18 protein-coding genes are annotated in these 19,242 nt (G+C 70.8%); 6 read left to right on the top strand and 12 right to left on the bottom strand.

The genetic code is table 11. From position 1 onward, the window contains the following. Positions 1-516 precede the first annotated feature (516 nt). From H629_RS0109675 to H629_RS0109660, 4 genes are all read right to left on the bottom strand, one after another. Positions 517-1,356 carry a response regulator transcription factor gene (locus H629_RS0109675; protein WP_240471087.1) on the bottom strand — a complete coding sequence of 280 codons (840 nt, stop codon included), beginning with the start codon at positions 1,354-1,356 and terminating at the stop codon, positions 517-519. 8 nt (positions 1,357-1,364) lie between these two features. After that, complete coding sequence (locus H629_RS0109670; protein ID WP_024357066.1) at positions 1,365-2,699, bottom strand: sensor histidine kinase; 1,335 nt, start codon at positions 2,697-2,699, stop codon at positions 1,365-1,367. 183 nt (positions 2,700-2,882) lie between these two features. Next, positions 2,883-3,863 carry an ABC transporter permease gene (locus tag H629_RS0109665; RefSeq protein ID WP_024357065.1) on the bottom strand — a complete coding sequence of 327 codons (981 nt, stop codon included), beginning with the start codon at positions 3,861-3,863 and terminating at the stop codon, positions 2,883-2,885. Next, on the bottom strand, positions 3,860-4,852 hold the full coding sequence (locus H629_RS0109660; protein WP_024357064.1) for an ABC transporter ATP-binding protein: 993 nt from the start codon (positions 4,850-4,852) through the stop codon (positions 3,860-3,862). Before H629_RS0109660 ends, H629_RS0109665 begins: the two co-directional genes overlap by 4 nt. A 218-nt stretch (positions 4,853-5,070) precedes the next feature. Here H629_RS0109660 and H629_RS0109655 point away from each other — a divergent pair, with 218 nt between their 5' ends. Next, a complete protein-coding gene (locus H629_RS0109655) occupies positions 5,071-6,129 on the top strand; it encodes a threonine aldolase family protein (protein ID WP_024357063.1) in 1,059 nt (352 codons plus the stop codon). Between the two features lie 25 nt (positions 6,130-6,154). On the opposite strand, the gene H629_RS0109650 is transcribed toward H629_RS0109655, so the two are convergent. Then, entirely contained in the window at positions 6,155-6,778 is a 624-nt protein-coding gene (locus H629_RS0109650; protein ID WP_024357062.1) for a LysE/ArgO family amino acid transporter, read from the bottom strand. Positions 6,779-7,060: 282 nt separating this feature from the next. Between H629_RS0109650 and H629_RS0109645 the strand changes: the two genes are divergently transcribed. From H629_RS0109645 to H629_RS0109625, 5 genes are all read left to right on the top strand, one after another. Beyond that, a complete protein-coding gene (locus H629_RS0109645; RefSeq protein ID WP_024357061.1) occupies positions 7,061-8,014 on the top strand; it encodes a LysR family transcriptional regulator ArgP in 954 nt (317 codons plus the stop codon). A 50-nt stretch (positions 8,015-8,064) separates the two neighbouring features. Continuing rightward, positions 8,065-8,838, top strand: coding sequence for a cyclase family protein (locus H629_RS0109640; RefSeq protein WP_024357060.1), 774 nt, complete (start codon positions 8,065-8,067; stop codon positions 8,836-8,838). Beyond that, the gene (locus tag H629_RS0109635) at positions 8,838-10,712 is read left to right on the top strand and encodes a thiamine pyrophosphate-binding protein (protein ID WP_084705384.1); all 1,875 of its coding nucleotides are present in this window, start codon (positions 8,838-8,840) and stop codon (positions 10,710-10,712) included. Before H629_RS0109640 ends, H629_RS0109635 begins: the two co-directional genes overlap by 1 nt. Positions 10,713-10,719: 7 nt before the next feature. Continuing rightward, positions 10,720-11,640 (top strand): AEC family transporter, encoded by a 921-nt coding sequence (locus H629_RS0109630; protein ID WP_024357058.1) that lies wholly within the window; start codon positions 10,720-10,722, stop codon positions 11,638-11,640. 110 nt (positions 11,641-11,750) lie between these two features. Further along, positions 11,751-12,326 carry a nitroreductase family protein gene (locus tag H629_RS0109625; protein WP_024357057.1) on the top strand — a complete coding sequence of 192 codons (576 nt, stop codon included), beginning with the start codon at positions 11,751-11,753 and terminating at the stop codon, positions 12,324-12,326. Positions 12,327-12,604: 278 nt separating this feature from the next. Here H629_RS0109625 and H629_RS0109620 read toward each other — a convergent pair whose 3' ends face one another. The 7 genes from H629_RS0109620 to H629_RS0109590 form a co-directional block, all read right to left on the bottom strand. Next, the gene (locus tag H629_RS0109620; protein WP_024357056.1) at positions 12,605-13,396 is read right to left on the bottom strand and encodes a uroporphyrinogen-III synthase; all 792 of its coding nucleotides are present in this window, start codon (positions 13,394-13,396) and stop codon (positions 12,605-12,607) included. Between the two features lie 184 nt (positions 13,397-13,580). Then, positions 13,581-13,841 carry a DUF3618 domain-containing protein gene (locus tag H629_RS0109615; RefSeq protein ID WP_024357055.1) on the bottom strand — a complete coding sequence of 87 codons (261 nt, stop codon included), beginning with the start codon at positions 13,839-13,841 and terminating at the stop codon, positions 13,581-13,583. Next, complete coding sequence (locus H629_RS0109610; RefSeq protein WP_024357054.1) at positions 13,838-14,302, bottom strand: phage holin family protein; 465 nt, start codon at positions 14,300-14,302, stop codon at positions 13,838-13,840. Before H629_RS0109610 ends, H629_RS0109615 begins: the two co-directional genes overlap by 4 nt. Further along, positions 14,299-14,766 carry a hypothetical protein gene (locus tag H629_RS0109605; RefSeq protein WP_024357053.1) on the bottom strand — a complete coding sequence of 156 codons (468 nt, stop codon included), beginning with the start codon at positions 14,764-14,766 and terminating at the stop codon, positions 14,299-14,301. The genes H629_RS0109610 and H629_RS0109605 overlap by 4 nt, the downstream gene beginning before the upstream one ends. A 282-nt stretch (positions 14,767-15,048) precedes the next feature. Further along, positions 15,049-16,431: a hypothetical protein gene (locus tag H629_RS0109600; RefSeq protein WP_024357052.1), complete on the bottom strand. Its 1,383-nt coding sequence runs from the start codon at positions 16,429-16,431 to the stop codon at positions 15,049-15,051. Continuing rightward, the gene (locus H629_RS0109595) at positions 16,424-17,644 is read right to left on the bottom strand and encodes a CPBP family intramembrane glutamic endopeptidase (protein WP_024357051.1); all 1,221 of its coding nucleotides are present in this window, start codon (positions 17,642-17,644) and stop codon (positions 16,424-16,426) included. The genes H629_RS0109600 and H629_RS0109595 overlap by 8 nt, the downstream gene beginning before the upstream one ends. Before the next feature lie 150 nt (positions 17,645-17,794). Then, entirely contained in the window at positions 17,795-19,180 is a 1,386-nt protein-coding gene (locus H629_RS0109590) for a glycine--tRNA ligase (protein WP_024357050.1), read from the bottom strand. Between the last annotated feature and the right edge of the window lie 62 nt (positions 19,181-19,242).

The raw sequence follows: 19,242 nt of genomic DNA, 5'->3' as shown, positions 1-19,242 counted from the left end.
GTGGGCGCGCTTCGGTGGGCGCGGGGTGTGAATTACAACGGTGTAATTATCCACAGCGCATCGAGGCCCTCTGGGAACCCGCGGGGAAACATCGCGTCGAACATGCCCGGCGATGCGTTCCGCCGCGGATCCATGCGGGTTCCCGCGATTCGGCCAATCGAATTACACGGTTGTAATTATCCACAGCCGCGGGAGGCCCTACGAAGAAACGCGGAAAGGGCGGATCGCGAATCGCTTCTCGTCGCGCATCTTTCCGCCGCGGTTTCACGCGGATATCGCCGGGGATATCCCGGGGAATTACACCAGTGTAATTATCCACAGCCTGCGCCGCGCGCTGTGGGAAACTGCGGGGAAAGATCGCGTCGTGCTCCCGACTGAGCAGCCGTATCCCGCAGACTCACGCGGATCCCCCACCCTGCCCTCCGAGAATTACAACGGTGTAATTATCCACAAGCTCTTCCACGAACTGTGTGGAACCGCGGGAAACGCGACATGGCTCCTCAACCGGTGCAGGGCTCAGATCAGGCCGAGCTCCATCGCACGGATGACCGCGCGGGTGCGGTCGGAGACGCCGAGCTTCTCGAAGACGTGCAGCAGGTGGGTCTTCACCGTCGACTCGCCGATGAACAGGCGGGCAGCGATCTCGGGGTTGCTCAGCCCCTCAGCGACGAGACTGACGATCTCGATCTCGCGCGCGGTCAGTCGCGGCGACGACCGGAGTTCCGCCGCTGCCGGGCTACCGGGCGCCGGCACCCCCGCAGCGTCACCCCCGGACGCACCCGCGGGCGCTCCCCCGGGCGCTCCCGCCCGGCCGCGGGCGGCCATCGCCAGGGCGGCCGCAACGGATGGCGCGAGCACGGTCTGCCCGGCGGCGACGGCGCGCACGCCCGCTGCGAGCTCGGCGGCCGGCGCGGCCTTCACGAGGTACCCACCGGCACCGGCCTCGATCGCCGCGAGAATCTGGTCGTCGTCCTCGTAGGTGGTGAAGACGAGCACCCGCACCGGCTGGGCGGATCTTCCGCGCGCGCCGGGCACCCCCTCAGCCCCGGTCGGCCCCGGCCTCGCCGACCCAACCGGCTCCGACCCCGACCTCGCCTTCGCCGACCTCGCCGGCTCCGACTCAAGCCCAAGCGCCGCACGCGGCACCGCGGGCATGGCTGCGATGCGCCGAGTGGCCTCGACCCCGCCCATGCCCGGCATGCGCAGATCCATGAGCACGACATCCGGCCTCGCATCGGGCACCAGCTCGATCGCCTGTTCCCCCGACTCGGCTTCGGCGACCACTTCGAAATCGGGCTCGGTGTCGAGCAGACCCACGATTCCCGCCCGCACGATGGGGTGGTCATCGACAACCATGACCCGGATCATGCGCGATCTCCCTTCACCGCTCGCTCCGCGTCGAGCACCACTTCGAGGCGCGCCCCGCCGAGCGGCGACGCCTCGAACACGACCACCCCTCCGACACCGCGCGCGCGAGCCGCCAAGCCGCTCAGCCCGAAGCCCCCGCTCTCACCGGCAGCTCCCCCGGCACCAGCACCAGCACCAGCCTCGCCCCGACGGGCAGCGCTCATCTGCTCCGCAACTGCCGAGGCCGTCGAGACGCCGCCCCTCGGCCCCACCCCGTCGTCGTCCACGTGCAGCAGCGCCCCGCCCCCGGGCCGCGCGACGAGGCGCACATGCACCCGCGAGGCACCCGCGTGCCGGCGCGCATTCGCCAGGCCCTCCTGCACCGCGCGCAGCAGTACGACCTGCCGCTCGCGATCGAGCGTCACCGTCTCGACTTCGCAGCTCACGTCGAGCCCGGTGTCTGCCCGCAACCGAGCCACGACGCGTTCGATCGCGGCTTCGAGCCCGCCGTCACCGAGCGGCTGGGTGGTCGCCACCAGAGCGCGCGCCTCGGCCACCGCCTCTCGGGCCGCGGATTCCACACGCGCGACGCGATCCCGCGCCCGATCAGTGTCACCTGCGGCGAGCGCACGATCCGCCTGCTCGCTCAGCATCACGAGACCCGCGAGGGTCTGCGTGAGCGTGTCGTGCAGCTCCCGCGAGAGACGCTCCCGCTCCCGCCCGGCCCCTGCTTGCTCCGAGAGCGCCGCGACCTCCGCCTGGGAGGCGCGCAGGCGCTCGGCCACTTGCCGGTACCGCTCGCCCTGTTCGAAGATGCGCGTGATCCAGGTGCCCATGGCGACCGCGAAGGCGAAGGAGAGCACCACCATCACCGCGGTTCCGCTCAGCCCGTCGGCAAACCCTGAGGGGGCGAAGCCGACGAAGAAGCCGGCACCCACGGAGAGCGCAAGAAATGCGCTCCAGCTGATCGCGTCGCGATAGCGGGCCACGATCGTCCAGATCATCGGGTAGCCGATCACCTGCAGCGTGGCGTAGCTCGGCATGACGAACGCTGCCAGGCCGCAGAGCAGCACCAGCACGCCCAGGAAGATGAAGTCGCGCCGCTGAGCCCCCTCATCGCACGCGGCACGACGCAGCGCCGCGCGACCCAGGGCCACGTACCAGACCCCGACGAGAGCGAGCACCCCGAACTCCACGGCCGCCTCGAGCGGCGCGACCGGCGCTTCGGAGGCCAGCTCGATCCCACCGATAGCGCCCAGCACCGCAAGCGTGGCCGCAACGCCCAGATCCCACCACCGCAACACCGGGCGGCGGGGCCGCTCGCTGTCGGGGGTGTCGTGCTGTGCGTTCATGGCTTCACTCTCTCACGGGCCTCTGACATCGACTGCGCGCAGGCCTCCCGCGATCCGCCTGTGATCATCGAGGGCACCCGTGTTGTCGTTTCACATGCAACGAAAAGACCACACGGGTGACCTCGATGCAAGCCCGGGCCGGGCCAGACCGGGCCCGGCCCGCATCGAGGTCACCCGCTCCGGTCACGAGCGGCGCTGCCACCTGAACGTCACCAGGCTGAGCACCAACCCCACCACGAGCCAGCCCGCCAGGTTGAGCGCGACGAGGCCCAGATCCCACGCACCCGAAGGCTCCGCAGCCGCGAAGCTCTCGGGCAGGAACACCGACCGCATCCCCTGCGCCAGCCACTTCAGCGGGAACGCCGAGGCGATGTTCTGCAGCCACTCCGGCAGCATCGAGAACTGCAGGTAGACACCCGAGATGAACTGCAGCAGCAGCACGATCGGCAGCACCACCGCGGTCGCGCTGCGCGAGGATCGCGGCACCGCGGAGAGCGCGATCCCCAGCAGGGTCATCGTCGCGATCCCGAGCAGGAACAGCCACGCGAAACGCCCCCACAGCGCCGGCTCCGCGGGCAGCTCGACCCCCAGCGCGAGCGCGGCGAAGGCGAGCAGCAGCGCGAGCTGCGCGACGGAGGTGATGAGGATCATGCCGGCCTTGCCGATGAAGTACGAGACCGGCGAGACGGGGGTGCCGCCCAGCCGCCGCAGCCAGCCCTCGCTCTTCTCGCGCGCGATGTCGACGGCGAGGTTCTGCACGCCGGTGAGCAGCAGGCCCGCCGCGACCATGCCGGGCAGGTAGTAGTCGGCCATCGTGACGCCGGGCGCGATCTCGCCCGCGGATTCGAAAGCGACGCCGAAGATGCCGAGCATCAGGACGGGGAACAGGAAAGTGAAGAACACCGTGTCGGGTGTGCGGAAGTAGGCGCGCAGTTCCAGAGCGATCGAGGCGAGCCCGGCACGCAGAACGGACGGTGCGCCCGCGGCGCGGCGCGGCGCGGATGGCGGATCGGGCAGCGCCGTCGCGGCTCCGCTCCGAGCCCCGCGGGCGGTCTGGTCATCTCGGGCGAGGTGGGAAGCCCGGCCCGGCCCGGCGATCCCGGCCCCGTCCGCCGCCTCGATGCGGCCATCCGCCGCGGTCTTCCCGCTTCGTGCTGCGGTCATCGTGCCACTCCGTTCGACATCTGAGCGGCTTCCAGCCGCGCTTGCGCGTCTGACCCTCCGATGAGGTCCAGGTAGATCTGCTCGAGCGAGGGCCGCCGCACCTCCAGCTCGGCGGGCTCGACACCGGCGGATCCGGCCGCCCCGCCCGCGCCGGCGGATCCGCCCCCACCGGGTGACCCGACCCCGGGCGAGCCGGCCCCGGCGCTCTCACACAGGCTCGCCACGAACAGGCCCGGAGTCTCCGTGCGCTGCTCACGCCGCACCCCCGACGCGTCGCGCCAGCTCACCACGGGCACCCGAGCCTGCGGCCCGCCGAGTTCCCCTGGCGGGGCCTCCGCCACGATCCGCCCGCCCGAGAGCACGCCGACACGGTCGGCGAGGTGCGCCGCCTCATCGAGGTAGTGGGTGGTGAGCAGGATCGCGGTGCCCTCGTCGCTGAGCCCCGAGAGCATGTCCCAGAAGCGGCGCCTCGCCTCGGGGTCGAAACCGGTGGTGGGCTCGTCGAGGAACAGCAGCTCGGGCCTGCCGACGATGCCGAGCGCCACGTCGAGGCGGCGCTGCTGGCCACCCGAGAGTTTGTTCGCCCGCTTGCCGGCGTGCTCGGTGAGCCCCACCAGTTCGAGCACCTCGTCGGTGCCGCGCGGTCGCGGGTAGAGCGCCCCGAAGTGCGCGATGAGCTCGCGCGGCGTGTACGGGCCGAGATCGTCGGTGCTCTGCGCGACGATGCCGATCCGCGACCGCCACGAGCGGGGCGCCCCCAGCGGCTCCTCGCCGAGCACGCGCACCTCGCCGCCGTCGGGGCGGCGGATCCCCTCGAGGATCTCGATGGTCGTGCTCTTGCCGGCCCCGTTCGGGCCGAGCAGGGCGTAGGTCTCGCCCGGGGCGATGTCGAGGTCGATGCCCGCGAGCACGCTCTGCTCGCGGTAGTGCTTCGTGAGGCCGCGGACGCGGATCGCGGCTGCGCCGCGATCGCTGTGTGGAGTGTTCATGCTTCCACCCTGGCCTGCCGTCGCACCCAGCGGCAGCGACCGGCAGAGGGATCTTCGCGACGCCCCGCATCCACCGACCGGTGGATGCCCGCTCGCGAACCCGCCCCGCTGAGTCGGCCTATCTGTATCGAGTCGGCCCAGAAAATGCGCGAATAGTAGGCCGACTCGATATAAGCAGGCCGACTCGACGGCACAACCCCGGGGCATAAGCTGAAGCGGTGAACGACAGCACCAGCGCCCCCCTCGTCTCATTCGCCTCGGACAACTGGGCGGGCGTGCACCCGGAGGTGCTCGACGCGATCGCGGCGGCGAACGTCGGCCACGCTCCCGCGTACGGCGGCGACCCGTGGACGGCCCGCTTCCAGGACCTCACGAGAACGATCTTCGGCGCCGACGCCGAGGCGTTCCCGGTGCTGAGCGGCACGGGCGCGAACGTGCTCGCGCTGCAGGCGGCGCTGCCCCGCTGGGGCGCCGTGATCTGCGCGCACACCGCGCACATCCACACCGACGAGACGGGCGCACCCGAGAAGACGGGCGGCCTCAAGCTGCTGCCGGTCGAGGCGCCGGGCGGCAAGCTCACCCCCGAGCTGGTGGCGCGCGAGGCGTGGGGCTGGGGCAACGAGCACCGCGCCGAGCCGCTCGCGGTCTCGATCACGCAGTCGACTGAGCTGGGCACCTGCTACACCGCCGACGAGATCCGAGCGCTCGCCGAGCAGGCGCACGAGCACGGCATGGTGCTGCACCTCGACGGATCGCGACTCGGCAACGCGGCGGCGTCCCTGGGCGTCTCGCTGCGGGAACTGACGAGCGACGTCGGCGTCGACCTGCTGAGCCTGGGAGGCACGAAGAACGGCCTGCTCGGCGCGGAGGCCGTGGTGGTGCTGCGACCCGGATCCGCCCCCGGTCTGCCCTACCTGCGCAAGATGAACCTGCAGCTCGCCTCGAAGATGCGCTTCGCCTCGGCGCAGCTGCTCGCGCTGTACGAGGGCGATCTGTGGCTGCGCTCGGCGAGCCACGCGAACGCGATGGCGGCCCGGCTCGCGGCGGGGCTCGAAGCGCTCGCGGCTTCCGGATCGCTGCCGGGGCTGCGGATCGCGCACCCCGTCGAGGTGAACGCGGTCTTCGCGACGCTGCCGGCCGAGGTGGCGGCGCGGGTGCGCTCGCGGTTCGCGTTCGGCGCGTGGCCGACCGACCCGGGGCTCTACCGCCTGATGTGCGCGTTCGACACGCGCCCCGAGGACGTCGACGCGCTGCTGGCCGCGATCGCCGAGGGCTGAGCGGATCCGCGGTCCCCGATCCGCGCTACACCCCGATGCCGCCGAAGACGAGCCTGGCGGCGATCACGATCATGATCACTGCGACGACCCAGTCGAGCACCTGCCAGGAGCGCGGAGTCGCGAAGAACCGCGTCAGCGCTCGTGCCCCGTAGCCGAGCAGGAAGAACCAGGCGATGCTCGCGAGCGCGCCGCCCGCCACGAACCACCAACGGGCGGGGTCGCCCTGCGCGTTGCCGATGGATCCCATGAGCACCATCGTGTCGAGGTAGACGTGGGGGTTGAGGTAGGTGATGGCGAGGCAGGCGAGGATCGTTCGCTTGAGGCTGCTGCCGGATCCCTCCGGCCCATCGCCCGCCACGAGCGCTTCGGGCCGCATCGCGCGGCGCGCGGCCGACCACGCGTACCAGAGCAGGAAGGCGACGCCGCCCCAGCGCACGATCTCGAGCAGGATCGGCGCGCGCTCGATGACGAGGCCGATGCCGGCTACGCCGAGCAGCTCGAGCAGGGCATCGGTGAGGCCGCAGATGAGCACCACCGGCAGCACGTGCTCGCGCCGGATCCCCTGGCGCAGCACGAAGGCGTTCTGGGCGCCGATGGCGACGATGAGGGAGAGGCCGCTGCCGGCGCCGATGAGGAGGGGAAGGATCACGCAGTCGACGTTACGGGCGGGCGGGGCGGCTTCGCTACTTCAGCAGCGCTACGGATTGTGATGCAGCATAAGCTGAGCTTCATGTAGCGTGGGATGCGGCCGGGGGCTCCGACGATATTTCGGGGGTCGCCGGTGTTTCGGATCCATCCTTGCAGCTGCGTCCGAAACACGGGCGGGCTCCGAAACATCGGGGGCGGATCGGCGGCAGCGACGGCCGATCCGCGGTCGAGCTGCCGCACCGGCCACAGGGGCCACCGGCCGCCCGAACGAGAAGAGGACCCCGTGGACCTGCCAGTCGAGCACCTCGCCACCTTCGCCGCCATCATCGACGAGGGCAGCTTCGAGGGCGCGGCGCGGCGCCTGCACATCACGCCCTCGGCCGTGAGCCAGCGCGTGCGCTCGATGGAGCAGCGGGTGGGGTCGGTGCTGCTGCGCCGCACGCGCCCCGTCGAGACGACGACGGCGGGGTCCGCGGTGCTGCGGGCCGCCCGGCAGGTCGAGCGCGTGCTCGACGACGTGGCCGACGAGCTGGGGCAGGGACCGTCGGGCGGCACGCTGATCCCCGTCGTCGTCAACGCCGACTCGCTGGCGACCTGGTTCGTGCCGGCGCTGGCACGGGCGGCTCGGGAGACGGGCGCCCGCTTCGAGGTGGTGCGCTCGGATGAGACGCTGTCGACGGAGCGGCTGCGCAGCGGCGAGGTGATGGCGGCGCTCACCGCCACGGCGGAGGCGGTGCCGGGATGCACCTCGGCCCTCATCGGCGTGGACCGCTACCGCGCGGTGGCCGCGCCGTCCTTCGTAGCCGCGCACTTCTCCGAGGGGGTCTCGCCGGAGGCGCTCGCGGTGGCGCCGATGATCGAGTTCGATCGGCACGACATGTTCCAGCGGCGCTTCATCGAGCGCATCGCGGGCGGCGCCGTGCGTGGTGCGGTGGGTGAGGGCTCCGGGCACGGCGACCGACCTTCCGCGGCGATCGAGCCTCCCCGCCACTTCGTGCCGTCGTCGGCCGAGTTCGCGCTGGCGGTCGAGCTGGGCATGGGCTGGGGCATGCTGCCGCACCGGCAGTGCGCCGAGGCGCTCGCGAGCGGTCGCATGGTCGAGCTGGTCCGGGGTTCGGCGTTCGAGCTGCCGCTGTACTGGCAGCGCTGGAATCTGCGCTCCCCGGTGCTCGACAGGCTCTCGGAGATCATCGCGGAGGAGGCCGCGGTCGCGCTCGATGTCAGTGGTGCGCGATAGCCTGGAACGGCACTGCTCACCGCATATTCGCACCTCGACGAGGAGGATCCATGTCCCTCATCCCAGAACTGCTCGGCGCCATCGGCTCGGGATCGCTGCGCGTGGTCGATCTCACGAACAAGCTGCAGGCTTCGACCCCGACGCTGCGGCTGCCCGAGCCTTTCGCCAACCTCATCGATTTCTCGCTCGAGACGGTGAGCGAGTACAACGAGCCGGGCCCGTTCTGGAAGCATGCGAACATCCACACGGGCGAGCACATCGGCACGCACATCGACGCCCCGATCCACTGGATCAGCGGCCGTGAGGGCCATGACGTCTCCGAGATCCCGCCCGCGCGCCTGTTCGGCCCGGCCGCAGTGCTCGACTTCTCGGCCGAGGCCGCGGCCGACAACGACTTCCTGCTCGACGTGCACCACGTCGAGGCGTGGGAGGCCGAGCACGGCGCGTTCGCGCACGGCACCTGGCTGCTGCTGCGCACGGGGTGGGATCGTTTCTCGGGTTCGCAGGAGGCCTTCCTCAACGCAGACGAGACCGGCTCCCACACGCCGGGGTTCACGGCCGAGTGCGCGGCCTGGCTGGCCGGTCGCGCCGAGATCTCGGGTGTCGGCGTCGAGACCGTCGGCATCGATGCGGGGCGAGGCGCCGAGCTGGATCCGCCGTTCCCCGTGCACTACCACCTGCTCGGTGCCGACAAGTACGGCATCACCTCGCTGCAGAACCTCTCACTGCTGCCGCCCACGGGCGCCGCAATCGTGGTGGCGCCGCTGCCCATCGTGGGCGGCACGGGCAGCCCCGCCCGCGTGTACGCCCTCGTGGAGGCCTGATGCCACACGTCGCTCCGGCCGAAGCCGCCCCGGCCGATGCAGCCGTCGCCGAGGCCGGGCCGAGCGTGGCTCCCGATCCCGCCACCGTGGCCGAGCTCGTGGGGCACGCACTCGCACGTCTCGGGGCCGGTCACTGCTTCGGCGTAGTCGGATCCGGCAACTTCGCGGTGACGAACGCGCTGCGCGGGGCCGGAGTCCCCTTCACCGCAGCGCGGCACGAGGGCGGGGCGGCCACCATGGCCGACGCGTTCTCGCGCATGTCGGGCACGGTGGCACTCGTGTCGGTGCACCAGGGCTGCGGGCTCACGAACGCGGCGACGGGGATCGGCGAGGCGGCGAAGAGCCGCACGCCCGTCATCGTACTCGCAGCGGAGGCCTCCGGTGCGGCGGTCGGGTCGAACTTCTCGATGGATCAGCCGGGCTTCGCTCGGTCTGTGCTGGCCGAGGCGCACCGCGTGCACTCCGCCGCGAGCGCTCTCGCCGATGTGGTGCGGGCCTTCCGCACCGCCCGTGACGAACGCCGCACCGTGGTTCTCAATCTGCCGCTCGATGTGCAGGCGCAGCCGGCGCCAGCCGACGCACTGCGGGCGCTCGACACGCTTGCGCCACCCCCGGCCCCGGTGCTGCCGTGCGCGGACTCCGATGCGGTGTCGGCGCTCGTCCAGCTGATCTCGTCGGCCGAACGCCCGGTGATCGTCGCCGGGCGGGGCGCACGCGGCGCCGGCCCTGAGCTGCGGGCACTCGCCTCGGCGTCCGGGGCGCTGCTGGCCACCTCCGCGGTGGCGAAGGGGCTCTTCGCGGGCGATCCCTTCGACCTGGGCATCTCGGGCGGCTTCTCGTCTCCGCTCACGGCCGAGCTGATCTCGGAGGCCGACCTCATCATCGGCGCAGGGTGCGCGCTCAACATGTGGACCATGCGGCACGGGCGCCTGATCGGCCCCGACACACGCATCGCGCAGATCGACCTCGAGGTCTCCGCGCTCGGGGCGCAGCGCCCGATCGATCTCGGGGTGCTCGGCGACGTCGCATCGACGGCGGTCGCCGTGCTGGGCGAGCTCACCCGCTTCGGGGCCGACACCGTCCCGCGGTACCGCACGCCCGAGATCGCGACCCGCATCGCCGCCGAGGGCCGCTGGGCCGACGTGCCCCTCGACCCGCCCGATTTCGGCGGTCCGGTCCGGGCCGCACGCGCAGCCGGGCGAGACGGTGCCGGCGATGCCGGCGACGACGCCCGCGAGGTCAGCGAGATCGGCGACGACGCTCGCGAGGTCAGCGACTCCGGGGCGCGCATCGATCCGCGCGTGCTCAGCCGCGAGCTGAACGCGCTGATCCCTGCGGAGCGCATCATCTCAGTCGATTCCGGCAACTTCATGGGCTACCCGTCGGCCTACCTCGATGCGCCTGACGAGCACGGCTTCTGCTTCACGCAGGCGTTCCAATCGATCGGGCTGGGGCTCGCCACGGCGGTGGGCGCGGCGCTCGCCCGGCCGGACCGGCTGCCGGTGCTCGGCGCGGGCGACGGCGGCTTCCTCATGGGCGTCGCCGAACTCGAAACCGCGGTGCGGCTCGGACTGCCGCTGCTCGTGGTGGTCTACAACGACGACGCCTACGGTGCCGAGATCCATCACTTCGGCGTGAGCGACGATCCCGGCTTCGTCACCCCCGACCTCGGCACGGTGACCTTCCCTCGCGTCGACATCGCGAGCATCGCCCGCGGTTTCGGCGCGCAGGGCGTCACGGTGCGGGATCGCAACGACCTCGCGGCGGTGCGGGAGTGGCTCGCTTCCGGCCCGTCGGGCCCGCTCGTGCTCGACGCCCGCATCGCCTCCGACGGGGGCGCGTGGTGGCTGGCCGAAGCGTTCCGAGGGCACTAGGCCTCCGATGCTGGGGGTGCTGCAGGGATTCGCGCTGATCCTGGGCGTGATCGGCGCCGGCTACCTCACCGCGCTGTTCAAGGTGGTGCAGGGCGATCAACGGCGCGTGCTCAACAACGTGGCGTTCTACATCGCCACCCCCGCTCTGCTGTTCACGGTGCTGAGCCGCAGCGATCCCGCGGTGATCCTCTCGCCCGTCATCCTGGTGACGAGCGCGGGGGCCGTGATCGTCGCGGCCGTGTTCGTTGTCGCGTCGCGGCTGTGGTTCAAACGGGATCTCGCGAGCACCACGCTGGGCGCGACGTGCGCGGGCTACGTCAACGCGAACAACCTCGGTCTGCCGGTCGCGGTCTACATCCTGGGCGACGCCGCCTACGTGGCCCCGCTGATGCTGGTGCAGCTGCTGTTCTTCGCTCCGGCGGTGCTCGCGATCCTCGAAAGCGTGCGCGGCAACCAGCGCGGCTTCCTGGTGGCGCTCGGGCGGGCGCTCTCGAACCCGATCATCGTCGGGTCGATTGCGGGCCTCGTCGTGGCGCTGACCGGCCTGCCCGTGCCTCAGATCGTGATGGCGCCCCTCGACATGCTCGGCGCCGCGGCAATCCCGATGGTGCTGCTGAGCTTCGGCATCTCGCTGCGCGGCCAGCGCGCGCTGCAGCGGGGCACGGGGCGGGCGTCGGTGTTCGCGGCGAGCGGCCTGAAGGTGCTGCTCATGCCGCTCGTCACCTGGGTGATCGCGATGCTGTGCGGGCTGAGCGCGCATGAGGTGTTCGTCGCGACGACCATCGCGGCGCTGCCCACGGCGCAGAACGTCTACAACTACGCCGCCACCTATCGGCGCGCGGAGACGGCGACGCGTGACACGGTCTTCCTCACGACATTCGCGTCGCTGCCCGTCATCGCGCTGATCGCCTGGCTGCTCGGCTCCTGAGCGAGGCCCGGGCCCCGAGGGAATAGCGGCGGCGGATCGCGTGTTGCAGTGAGGCGGAACACGGGTCCCGCAGTGGAGGGCCCTCCCGCATCATCTCGAAGGAGACTCACGTGAGTTCGCGCACCGCCCAGACCACCGCCCCCGTTCTCGACACGCTCGCGCAGCGGTGGAGCCCGCGAGCGTTCGATGCGGAGCACGCATTCCCGGAGGGTGCGCTGCGCAGCGTGTTCGAGGCGGCCCGGTGGGCGCCGAGCGCGAACAACTCGCAGCCCTGGCGCTTCATCGTGGCCCGCCGCGGCAGCGAGAGCTACGCCCGCGTCGAGCAGACGCTGCTCGGCTTCAACCGCGAGTGGGCCGTGTCGGCCGCCGCGCTGATCGTGAACATCGCGGAGGTCGCCGATGCCGAGGGCAAGCCCCGTCCGTGGGCCGAATACGATCTCGGCCAGGCGGTCGCGCACCTCACCGTGCAGGCGCACGCCGATGGCTACTACACGCACCAGATGGGCGGCTTCGACCGCGAGGCTCTCAGCACCGCCTTCGATCTCGATGAGCGGCTGATGCCGGTGTCGATCACCGCGATCGGGGCGATCGGCACCCCCGAGCAGCTGTCGGAGGTGCTGCGCGAGCGCGAGACCGCGCCGCGCACGCGGTTCTCGCTCGAAGACCTCGTCATCGTGCGCGACTGACGCGCCTTCCGGGGCTTCAGATCCCCTGCGCCACCCGGCGCATGCGCGCCGAGAGGCGGATTTCGCATGTTGATCTCGAGATCAACCTGCGAAATCCGCCTCTCGTCGTTGTTGGGCGCGGGGCAGGGGGCACAGCAGGCAGGCCGGGCAGGTCAGACGGGCAACTCAGGTGCCAAGGGAGGCAGACGCCAGGGCATGCCAGGCAAGGCCAAGCCAGGTCTGGCCAAGGCCAAGGCCAAGGCCAGGGCCAGGTCAGGCCAAGCCAGGGCTCGTTCGAACTAGTCGAGCATGTCGCTCTGATCGATGACCGATTCGACGGTCTCGATGAGGGCGCGCTTGGTGGCGTAGAGCGGGTGCGAGGGGTCGTCGGCTTCCGAGGGGAGCCCGACGGCGGCCGCCGCTTCAATGGTGTTGACGCCGACGCAGGGCACGATGGTGGCGTCGGGGAACTCGGGGAACTGCGAAGCGACCTCTTCGGCGATCCTCGCCGACGCGACGAGCACGGCGTTGATGCGGCCCGACTCGATGTCTTCGCGGATGTGCACCGAAGCGGGCACTCCGACGGTGCGGAAGGCGAGCACCTGCGTGACCTGGTGGCCGCGCTCGATGAGGCCCTGGGTGAGGACGGGAATCGCGACGTCGGAGCGCAGCGTCAGCACGCGCAGCACCTCGCCCGTGTCGATCTCGGGCCACTCCTCCAGGAGGGCGTGAGTGCTGTTCTCACGCTCGGGGGTGCGAGTGATGTGATAGCCGGCGTCGCGGAAGGCGACCGCGGTGGCTTCACCGACGACCGCGACCTTCGTCTCGGGCGGAATCACGGCGTTGTGGTGCTGGAGCACGTCGGCCACGGTGGAGCTGGTGGCCGTCATCCAATCGAAGCCACCCTCTTCGAGGGTCTTCAGCGCTTCGACCAGCTTCTCCTCTTCGCGCGTGTGCGCGAAGTCGACGAGCGGTGCGATGACCGTGTGGGCACCCTGCTCTCGCAGCGCCTTGGAGACGATGTCTCCCCAGGTGCCGCCCCTGGGCACGAGCACCCGCAGGCCGCTGAGCGGTTTCGCCTCTCCCGACATACACCCCACTCACTCGACACCAATACAAAAGCCATACGATCAGTCGTGAACGAACCCTCGGTATGGCCTGGGATGGAAATCCATCCGACCCTATTCTTACTCCGCGTCTCGCCAGGAAGCAAAACGAGGGCTTGCGGCCGGAGGAACGCAACTCAACTGTAACCTGCGTACACCCCGGCTCGGATCACTCAAAGCGCCTGATCACAGCGCTGGCGACGGTCCAGACCGCGACACCCGCGATGACCGCGACACCGGCGACCCCGGCTGCGAAGGCGAGCGGGTTGCGCCGCTTCTGCTCGGAGATACGGTGCTTCACGTCATCCACTGCATCGTCGACGCGCTGGGCGTAGTTGAGGCGATCCTTCAACTGCGCGAGCGTGTCGTACAGTTCGGCTCGCGCCTGCGCGGCCTGGACCACGCCCTGCTGCTTCTCGTGTGCGTTCATCGCCAGTTCCCTTCCTCGCCGACGCGCGGCATCTGCGAGCCGGCGTGCCGCGGTGCCGGGGAGTCTGCGTTGATCCGCACCTCGCTGATCGCCGAGATGTCGTCGCCCACGCGCTCGAGGGTCTCCTCTGGCACGGGGTTGCCCCGCTTGATGAGCGCGACACCGGCGAGAATTGCGAGCGCGGCGAGCACGAGCAGCCCGGCCGCGACGACGAGTGCCGCCAGCCACCACGGCCAGACCAGTGCGAGCGCGGCGATCGCCGCGATCACGAGCGCTTCGAGCATGAAGAACACGAAGAAGAGGGCGATGAGGATGGCGCCGGCGCCGATGCCCGCCTTCTTCGCCTTCGAGACGATCTCGCGCTTCGCGTTCTCGTATTCGATCTTGGCGAGCGAGACGATCTGCTGCGGCAGGCGCGTCAGCAGTTCGAACGTGCCCGCCTGATCCTTCTTACGGCTCATGCGTCATCACCAGACTTCGCGGCCGCACCCGAGCTGCGCTTCTTCGCCGCACCGGTCGACTTCGACGCGGCGGTCGACTTCGACGACTTCGCGGTGCCGCTCGAGGACTTCTTCGCGGACGCGCCCGACTGAGCGGACGCGCTCTGCTCGCGCGGTTCGCCGTCTGCAACGGCCTTCGCGGCGGTCGCCGAGGCCGTGGCGCGCGAAGCCGGACGAGCCTCGGGCTCGTCGTCGCGCAGGAACGCCGCGACGGCGTTCTTGCCCGCGCGCGTGGCCGAGGCCTTGAGGTCGTCGAGGCGGGTCTGCGCGGCGTCGCGCACGACGCTGACGCCTCGCTGCACCGGGGCCGTGTGCCACAGGTTCTGGGCGCCGTTCTTGATCTGCTCGTAGCGCTCGCGGCCTGCCCGGGTGCCGAGCACGTAGCCGACTGCCGCGCCGAGAACGAATGCGATCTTGCCCTTCATCACTGCCTCCCGCCGTTGGCGATTCACTTGCCTGCCGTTAGCCTACCGCCCGCACCGTCGTTCATGCCGCTTCGGGAATCCCGGTGGTCACGGCCGCGTGAGTTCTGTAAGATTCGCGGATTCTGCAGGATGGCGGCCGATCGATCCGCACGCGCGACGGATCAGCGTACCAGCGCGTAGACAGGCAGCGCGAGCACGGCAAGCACACCCGTCACCGTTGCCGTGAACGCCTCGCTCACGGGCCCAGCCCGGCGCCCCGGGCCGCATGCCGGAAGCGCGACGTCAGTCGGCGATGCCGGCGAGCCTGCGGCGCAGCAGCACCGCCTGGGTGCGCGCGTCGGCCACGGCGGCCGCGACCGAACCGCCATGCAGCGCGTCACCCACGGCGAGCAGGTCGTCGGTGTTCTCTCGACAGGCCTGCAGGCTGCGCAGGGCCGCATCCCGCTCGTCGACCGAGATATGCGGGGCCACGCGCAGTATCGCTTCGCTCGCGGCTCCCGCAGACAGGCCGACACCCGCGAGCGCCTCGGCTGCGGCGCTCTCGGAGCGCGCACGGTGCTCGGCGGGGAGACCCGTCTCGTTCGCGGCGGCCTCGAAGGCAGGCCCCGAGAGGCGCGCACGGCCCTCTCCGGGCTCGGTCGCCTCGATACGAACCGCCCAGCGGGAGCCGTCGGAGAGCTGCACGGCGCACAGCGCGTCGCTCTGACGGGCCTCGAGCGGCGCCCCCGCGACGGCCGTCCGAACCTCCAGTCGCCAACGCCGCGGCAGCAGCTCGCCCGGCAGCGCGTGCAACACGCGCCCGGCCGCGAATGCCGATCCCGCATCGAGGCCCGCGACGACCGCGCGCGCCTCGACCGTCGTGCCATCGGCCTCCTCGATGCGCCAGGCCTCGTCGCCGATCCTCTCGACCGCGACAACCGTCGCATCGGCGCGCTTCGCTCCGTACAGCTCGAGTCGCTGATGCAGTCCGGCGAAAGCAGCACCCCAGCCCGCCTCGGGAATCACCGCGGTTTCACGTGCAACATCGCGGTCGCTGTTCGCGAGCACCGCCCCCGAGAGTGATCCCGCCCGCGTCAACGCCTCGTTGAGCCCTGGCACCGCGACGGCTACTTCGACATCGTCGGGGGCGACGCCGAAGCGCTCGCGCACGAAGGGATCGACCAGCCGCTCCACGACCGTCTCGCCCAGCCGGTTGCGAACGAGGTCTCCGAGCGAGTGCGCCTTGCCGATCGTGAGCACCGGTTTCACCCGGTCGAGGTAGGCGCGCGCCGCCGCGCGCCCGCCCAGCACGGCGACGGCCTGCGACGAGATCGGCACCGCGGGGATGCCGAGCGAGGCGGGAACCGGCTGCGGCACCCAGTGCGCCTTGGCGCCGTGCACGAGCACAGCGCTCGGCGGCACCGCCACAGGGCGCGCCCCCGTATGCGCGTGCCCGCCCTCGGCGATGGGCGCAGCGACGTGGTCGAGCAGCTGGCGCAGCACGCCGTCGGGGTCGAGCAGCGCACTCGTGGAATCGCCCCCGGCCTCCGCGTGCGCTCGCCCCACGGCGGGCTCGGCCGAGCCGAGGTCCCAGTCTCCGAGGCGCACTGACAGCCCGACCTCGCCGAGCTCCAGCGCGGCCGCCAATTCGGGCAGCCCTCCGCCGATCACATAGACGTCAACCACGCTGCTGCTCCTCGGTCTCGGGCTTGGCCGGCAACGACGGCGCAGGCGGCACGGCCGGAGCGGACGGCCCCGGCGACGCGGCCTCGGCGGGCGACGCGGCCTGAGCATCACCGGCGAGCGACGGCTGCTCGGGAACCGCCGCGGTCACCGGCTCCACCGGCCCTGCCGGCGCCGGCGACCGCACCAGGTCGATGCGAGAGCGCCCGTGCCCGCCCCGGCGGAAGATCTTGAGCGTCAGCCAGACGAACAGCCCCAGGCCGACGATCTGACCGAGCAGCCCGCCCGCACTGCCGCCCTCGGCGGTCTGCGCCGTCTCGCCGCCGAAGCCGGTCACCATGAACCCGAAGCCGACCAGGTTGTTCACGATGTGGATCGCGATCGCCGCTTCGAGGCCGCCCGTGCGCCAGGTGAGCCAGGCCGCGACCACTCCCAGCAGGCCCACCGCCGCGAGGCCCCAGAAGTCGTAGATGTGCGCCGCGGCGAAGGCGACCGAGGGGATCAGGATCGCGAACCACGGGTTGCGCAGCCACGAGCCGAGCACCTGCATGAACAGCCCCCGGAACACGACCTCCTCGGTGGCCGCCTGGATCGGCACGAGTACCAGCACCAGCACCAGGGAGACCATCGCGGCGCTCACGTCGAAGTCGCGGGTCGCCTCGGCGGACGGTTCGGAGAGCGCGGACGGATCCACGATCGCCTGCAGGCCGATCTCGGCACCCATGCCCACCACCGTCATCGCGATCAGAGCGAGCACCGCGGCCCCGAGCAGTCGCAGCAGCAGGCCCCAGCGCACGCGCGCGGCCACGGACCAGATGCGCCCGACGGGCCGCATCCCCAGCGACAGCATCGCCAGGATCACCGCGGGCAGCATGATGATGATCGACAGCATGCTCATCAGCACCGAGAGCGGCCGCTGCGTGTCGATGATCTCGGTGGTTCCCGCCGCGAGGTCGTTCATGTACCCCGGATCGCCCACCATCAGAATCGGGATGAACACGACCGTCAGCATCACGGTGAAGACCCCGAAGTACACCCCCGAGAGCACGAGCAGCAGCAGCGGCTTCCACCAGCGGTAGTTGGCCGTGCCCCGCAGCAGACGGTGGTACTCCAGCGGCTCCGTCTCGACCGTCTGCATGACCGGCGCAGGCGCCGCCCACGCCCACTGCTGCGGCGCAGCCGCCTGCGGGGCCGGGTGCTGCTCTGGGACGGTCATGGTGTCTCCTTCACTTCCTGCCGACGCTCGCTCAGCGCGCAGATCGGGGCAGGATCCTCGTAACAGAATCCTGCCCCATGCCTCTGACATTCTCAGGGGAACGGCGATCCGCCGGCACCCGGCCCGATCCCGTGCCGCGCGGCCGGCTTGCTACGCGCCCCGCAGCCGAGCCGCGAGGTAACCGTGCAGCTCGGCCAGCGACACGCGCTCCTGTTGCATCGTGTCGCGCTCGCGCACGGTCACGGCGTTGTCGTCGAGCGAATCGAAGTCGACGGTCACGCAGAACGGGGTGCCGATCTCGTCCTGACGACGGTAGCGGCGGCCGATCGCGCCCGAATCGTCGAAGTCGACGTTCCAGTCGTCGCGCAGATCCTGCGCGAGCTCGCGCGCCAGCGGCGACAGCTTCTCATTGCGGCTCAGCGGCAGCACGGCCACCTTCACCGGAGCGAGGCGCGGATCGAGCGCCAGCAGGGTGCGCGTGTCGGTGCCGCCCTTCGCGTTCGGCACCTCCTCCTCGCGGTACGCATCGACGAGGAAGGCCATCAGCGAGCGCGTGAGACCCGCCGCGGGCTCGATCACGTACGGCGTGTAGCGCTCGTTCTTGGTCTGGTCGAAGAAGTTGAGATCCTTGCCCGAGTGCTTCGAGTGCGTCGACAGGTCGAAGTCGGTGCGGTTCGCGATGCCCTCCAGCTCACCCCACTCGCTGCCCTGGAAGCCGAAGCGGTACTCGATGTCGGCCGTGCGCTTCGAGTAGTGCGACAGCTTCTCCTTCGGATGCTCGTAGAAGCGCAGGTTCTCGGGGTCGATGCCGAGGTCGGTGTACCAGCTCATGCGCTCGTTCATCCAGTACTCCTGCCACTGCTCGTCAGTGCCGGGCTCGACGAAGAACTCCATCTCCATCTGCTCGAACTCACGGGTGCGGAAGATGAAGTTGCCGGGGGTGATCTCGTTGCGGAAGCTCTTGCCGATCTGGCCGATGCCGAACGGCGGCTTCATACGCGCCGCCTGCAGCACGTTCGCGAAGTTCACGAAGATGCCCTGCGCGGTCTCGGGGCGCAGGTAGTGCAGGCCCGACTCGTCGTCGACGGGGCCGAGGAAGGTCTTGAGCAGGCCCGAGAAGGCGCGCGGCTCGGTCCACTGGCCGCGGGTGCCGCAGTTGGTGCAGACGATCTCGGCGAGGCCGCCCTCCGGGGCGCGGCCCTTCTTCTCCTCGAAGGCCTCGATGAGGTGGTCCTCGCGCTGGCGCTTGTGGCAGCTCAGGCACTCCACCAGCGGGTCGCTGAAGACCTCGACGTGACCCGAGGCCTCCCACACCTGCTTCGGCAGGATGACGCTCGAGTCGATGCCGACCACGTCGTCGCGCTTCTGCACCATGGTCTTCCACCACTGGCGCTTGATGTTCTCCTTCAGCGCGGTGCCGAGGGGGCCGTAGTCCCAGGCCGAACGCGAACCGCCGTAGATCTCACCCGCCTGGAAGACGAAGCCGCGGTGGCGGGCGAGGGCGATGACCTTGTCGAGGCGGGACTGCTCAGCCATGTTCTATTCACTCCAAGGGGCAAGCGGGGATCTTGGGCCGCGACGGACTCCGGGCCCGGCGC

Source organism: Leucobacter chironomi DSM 19883 (genome assembly GCF_000421845.1).
Classification (GTDB): domain Bacteria; phylum Actinomycetota; class Actinomycetes; order Actinomycetales; family Microbacteriaceae; genus Leucobacter; species Leucobacter chironomi.
This window is presented reverse-complemented; position numbering and strand designations above follow the sequence as displayed.

Coding starts and splice junctions, on each gene's coding strand:
- H629_RS0109620 (WP_024357056.1), bottom strand. CDS start 13,396: ATGTCGGGAGAGGCGAAACCGCTCAGCGGCCTGCGGGTGCTCGTGCCC.
- H629_RS0109660 (WP_024357064.1), bottom strand. CDS start 4,852: ATGAACACTCCACACAGCGATCGCGGCGCAGCCGCGATCCGCGTCCGC.
- H629_RS0109595 (WP_024357051.1), bottom strand. CDS start 17,644: ATGACCGTCCCAGAGCAGCACCCGGCCCCGCAGGCGGCTGCGCCGCAG.
- H629_RS0109640 (WP_024357060.1), top strand. CDS start 8,065: ATGTCCCTCATCCCAGAACTGCTCGGCGCCATCGGCTCGGGATCGCTG.
- H629_RS0109665 (WP_024357065.1), bottom strand. CDS start 3,863: ATGACCGCAGCACGAAGCGGGAAGACCGCGGCGGATGGCCGCATCGAG.
- H629_RS0109675 (WP_240471087.1), bottom strand. CDS start 1,356: ATGGTTGTCGATGACCACCCCATCGTGCGGGCGGGAATCGTGGGTCTG.
- H629_RS0109630 (WP_024357058.1), top strand. CDS start 10,720: ATGCTGGGGGTGCTGCAGGGATTCGCGCTGATCCTGGGCGTGATCGGC.
- H629_RS0109605 (WP_024357053.1), bottom strand. CDS start 14,766: ATGAAGGGCAAGATCGCATTCGTTCTCGGCGCGGCAGTCGGCTACGTG.
- H629_RS0109610 (WP_024357054.1), bottom strand. CDS start 14,302: ATGAGCCGTAAGAAGGATCAGGCGGGCACGTTCGAACTGCTGACGCGC.
- H629_RS0109635 (WP_084705384.1), top strand. CDS start 8,838: ATGCCACACGTCGCTCCGGCCGAAGCCGCCCCGGCCGATGCAGCCGTC.
- H629_RS0109590 (WP_024357050.1), bottom strand. CDS start 19,180: ATGGCTGAGCAGTCCCGCCTCGACAAGGTCATCGCCCTCGCCCGCCAC.
- H629_RS0109615 (WP_024357055.1), bottom strand. CDS start 13,841: ATGAACGCACACGAGAAGCAGCAGGGCGTGGTCCAGGCCGCGCAGGCG.
- H629_RS0109670 (WP_024357066.1), bottom strand. CDS start 2,699: ATGAACGCACAGCACGACACCCCCGACAGCGAGCGGCCCCGCCGCCCG.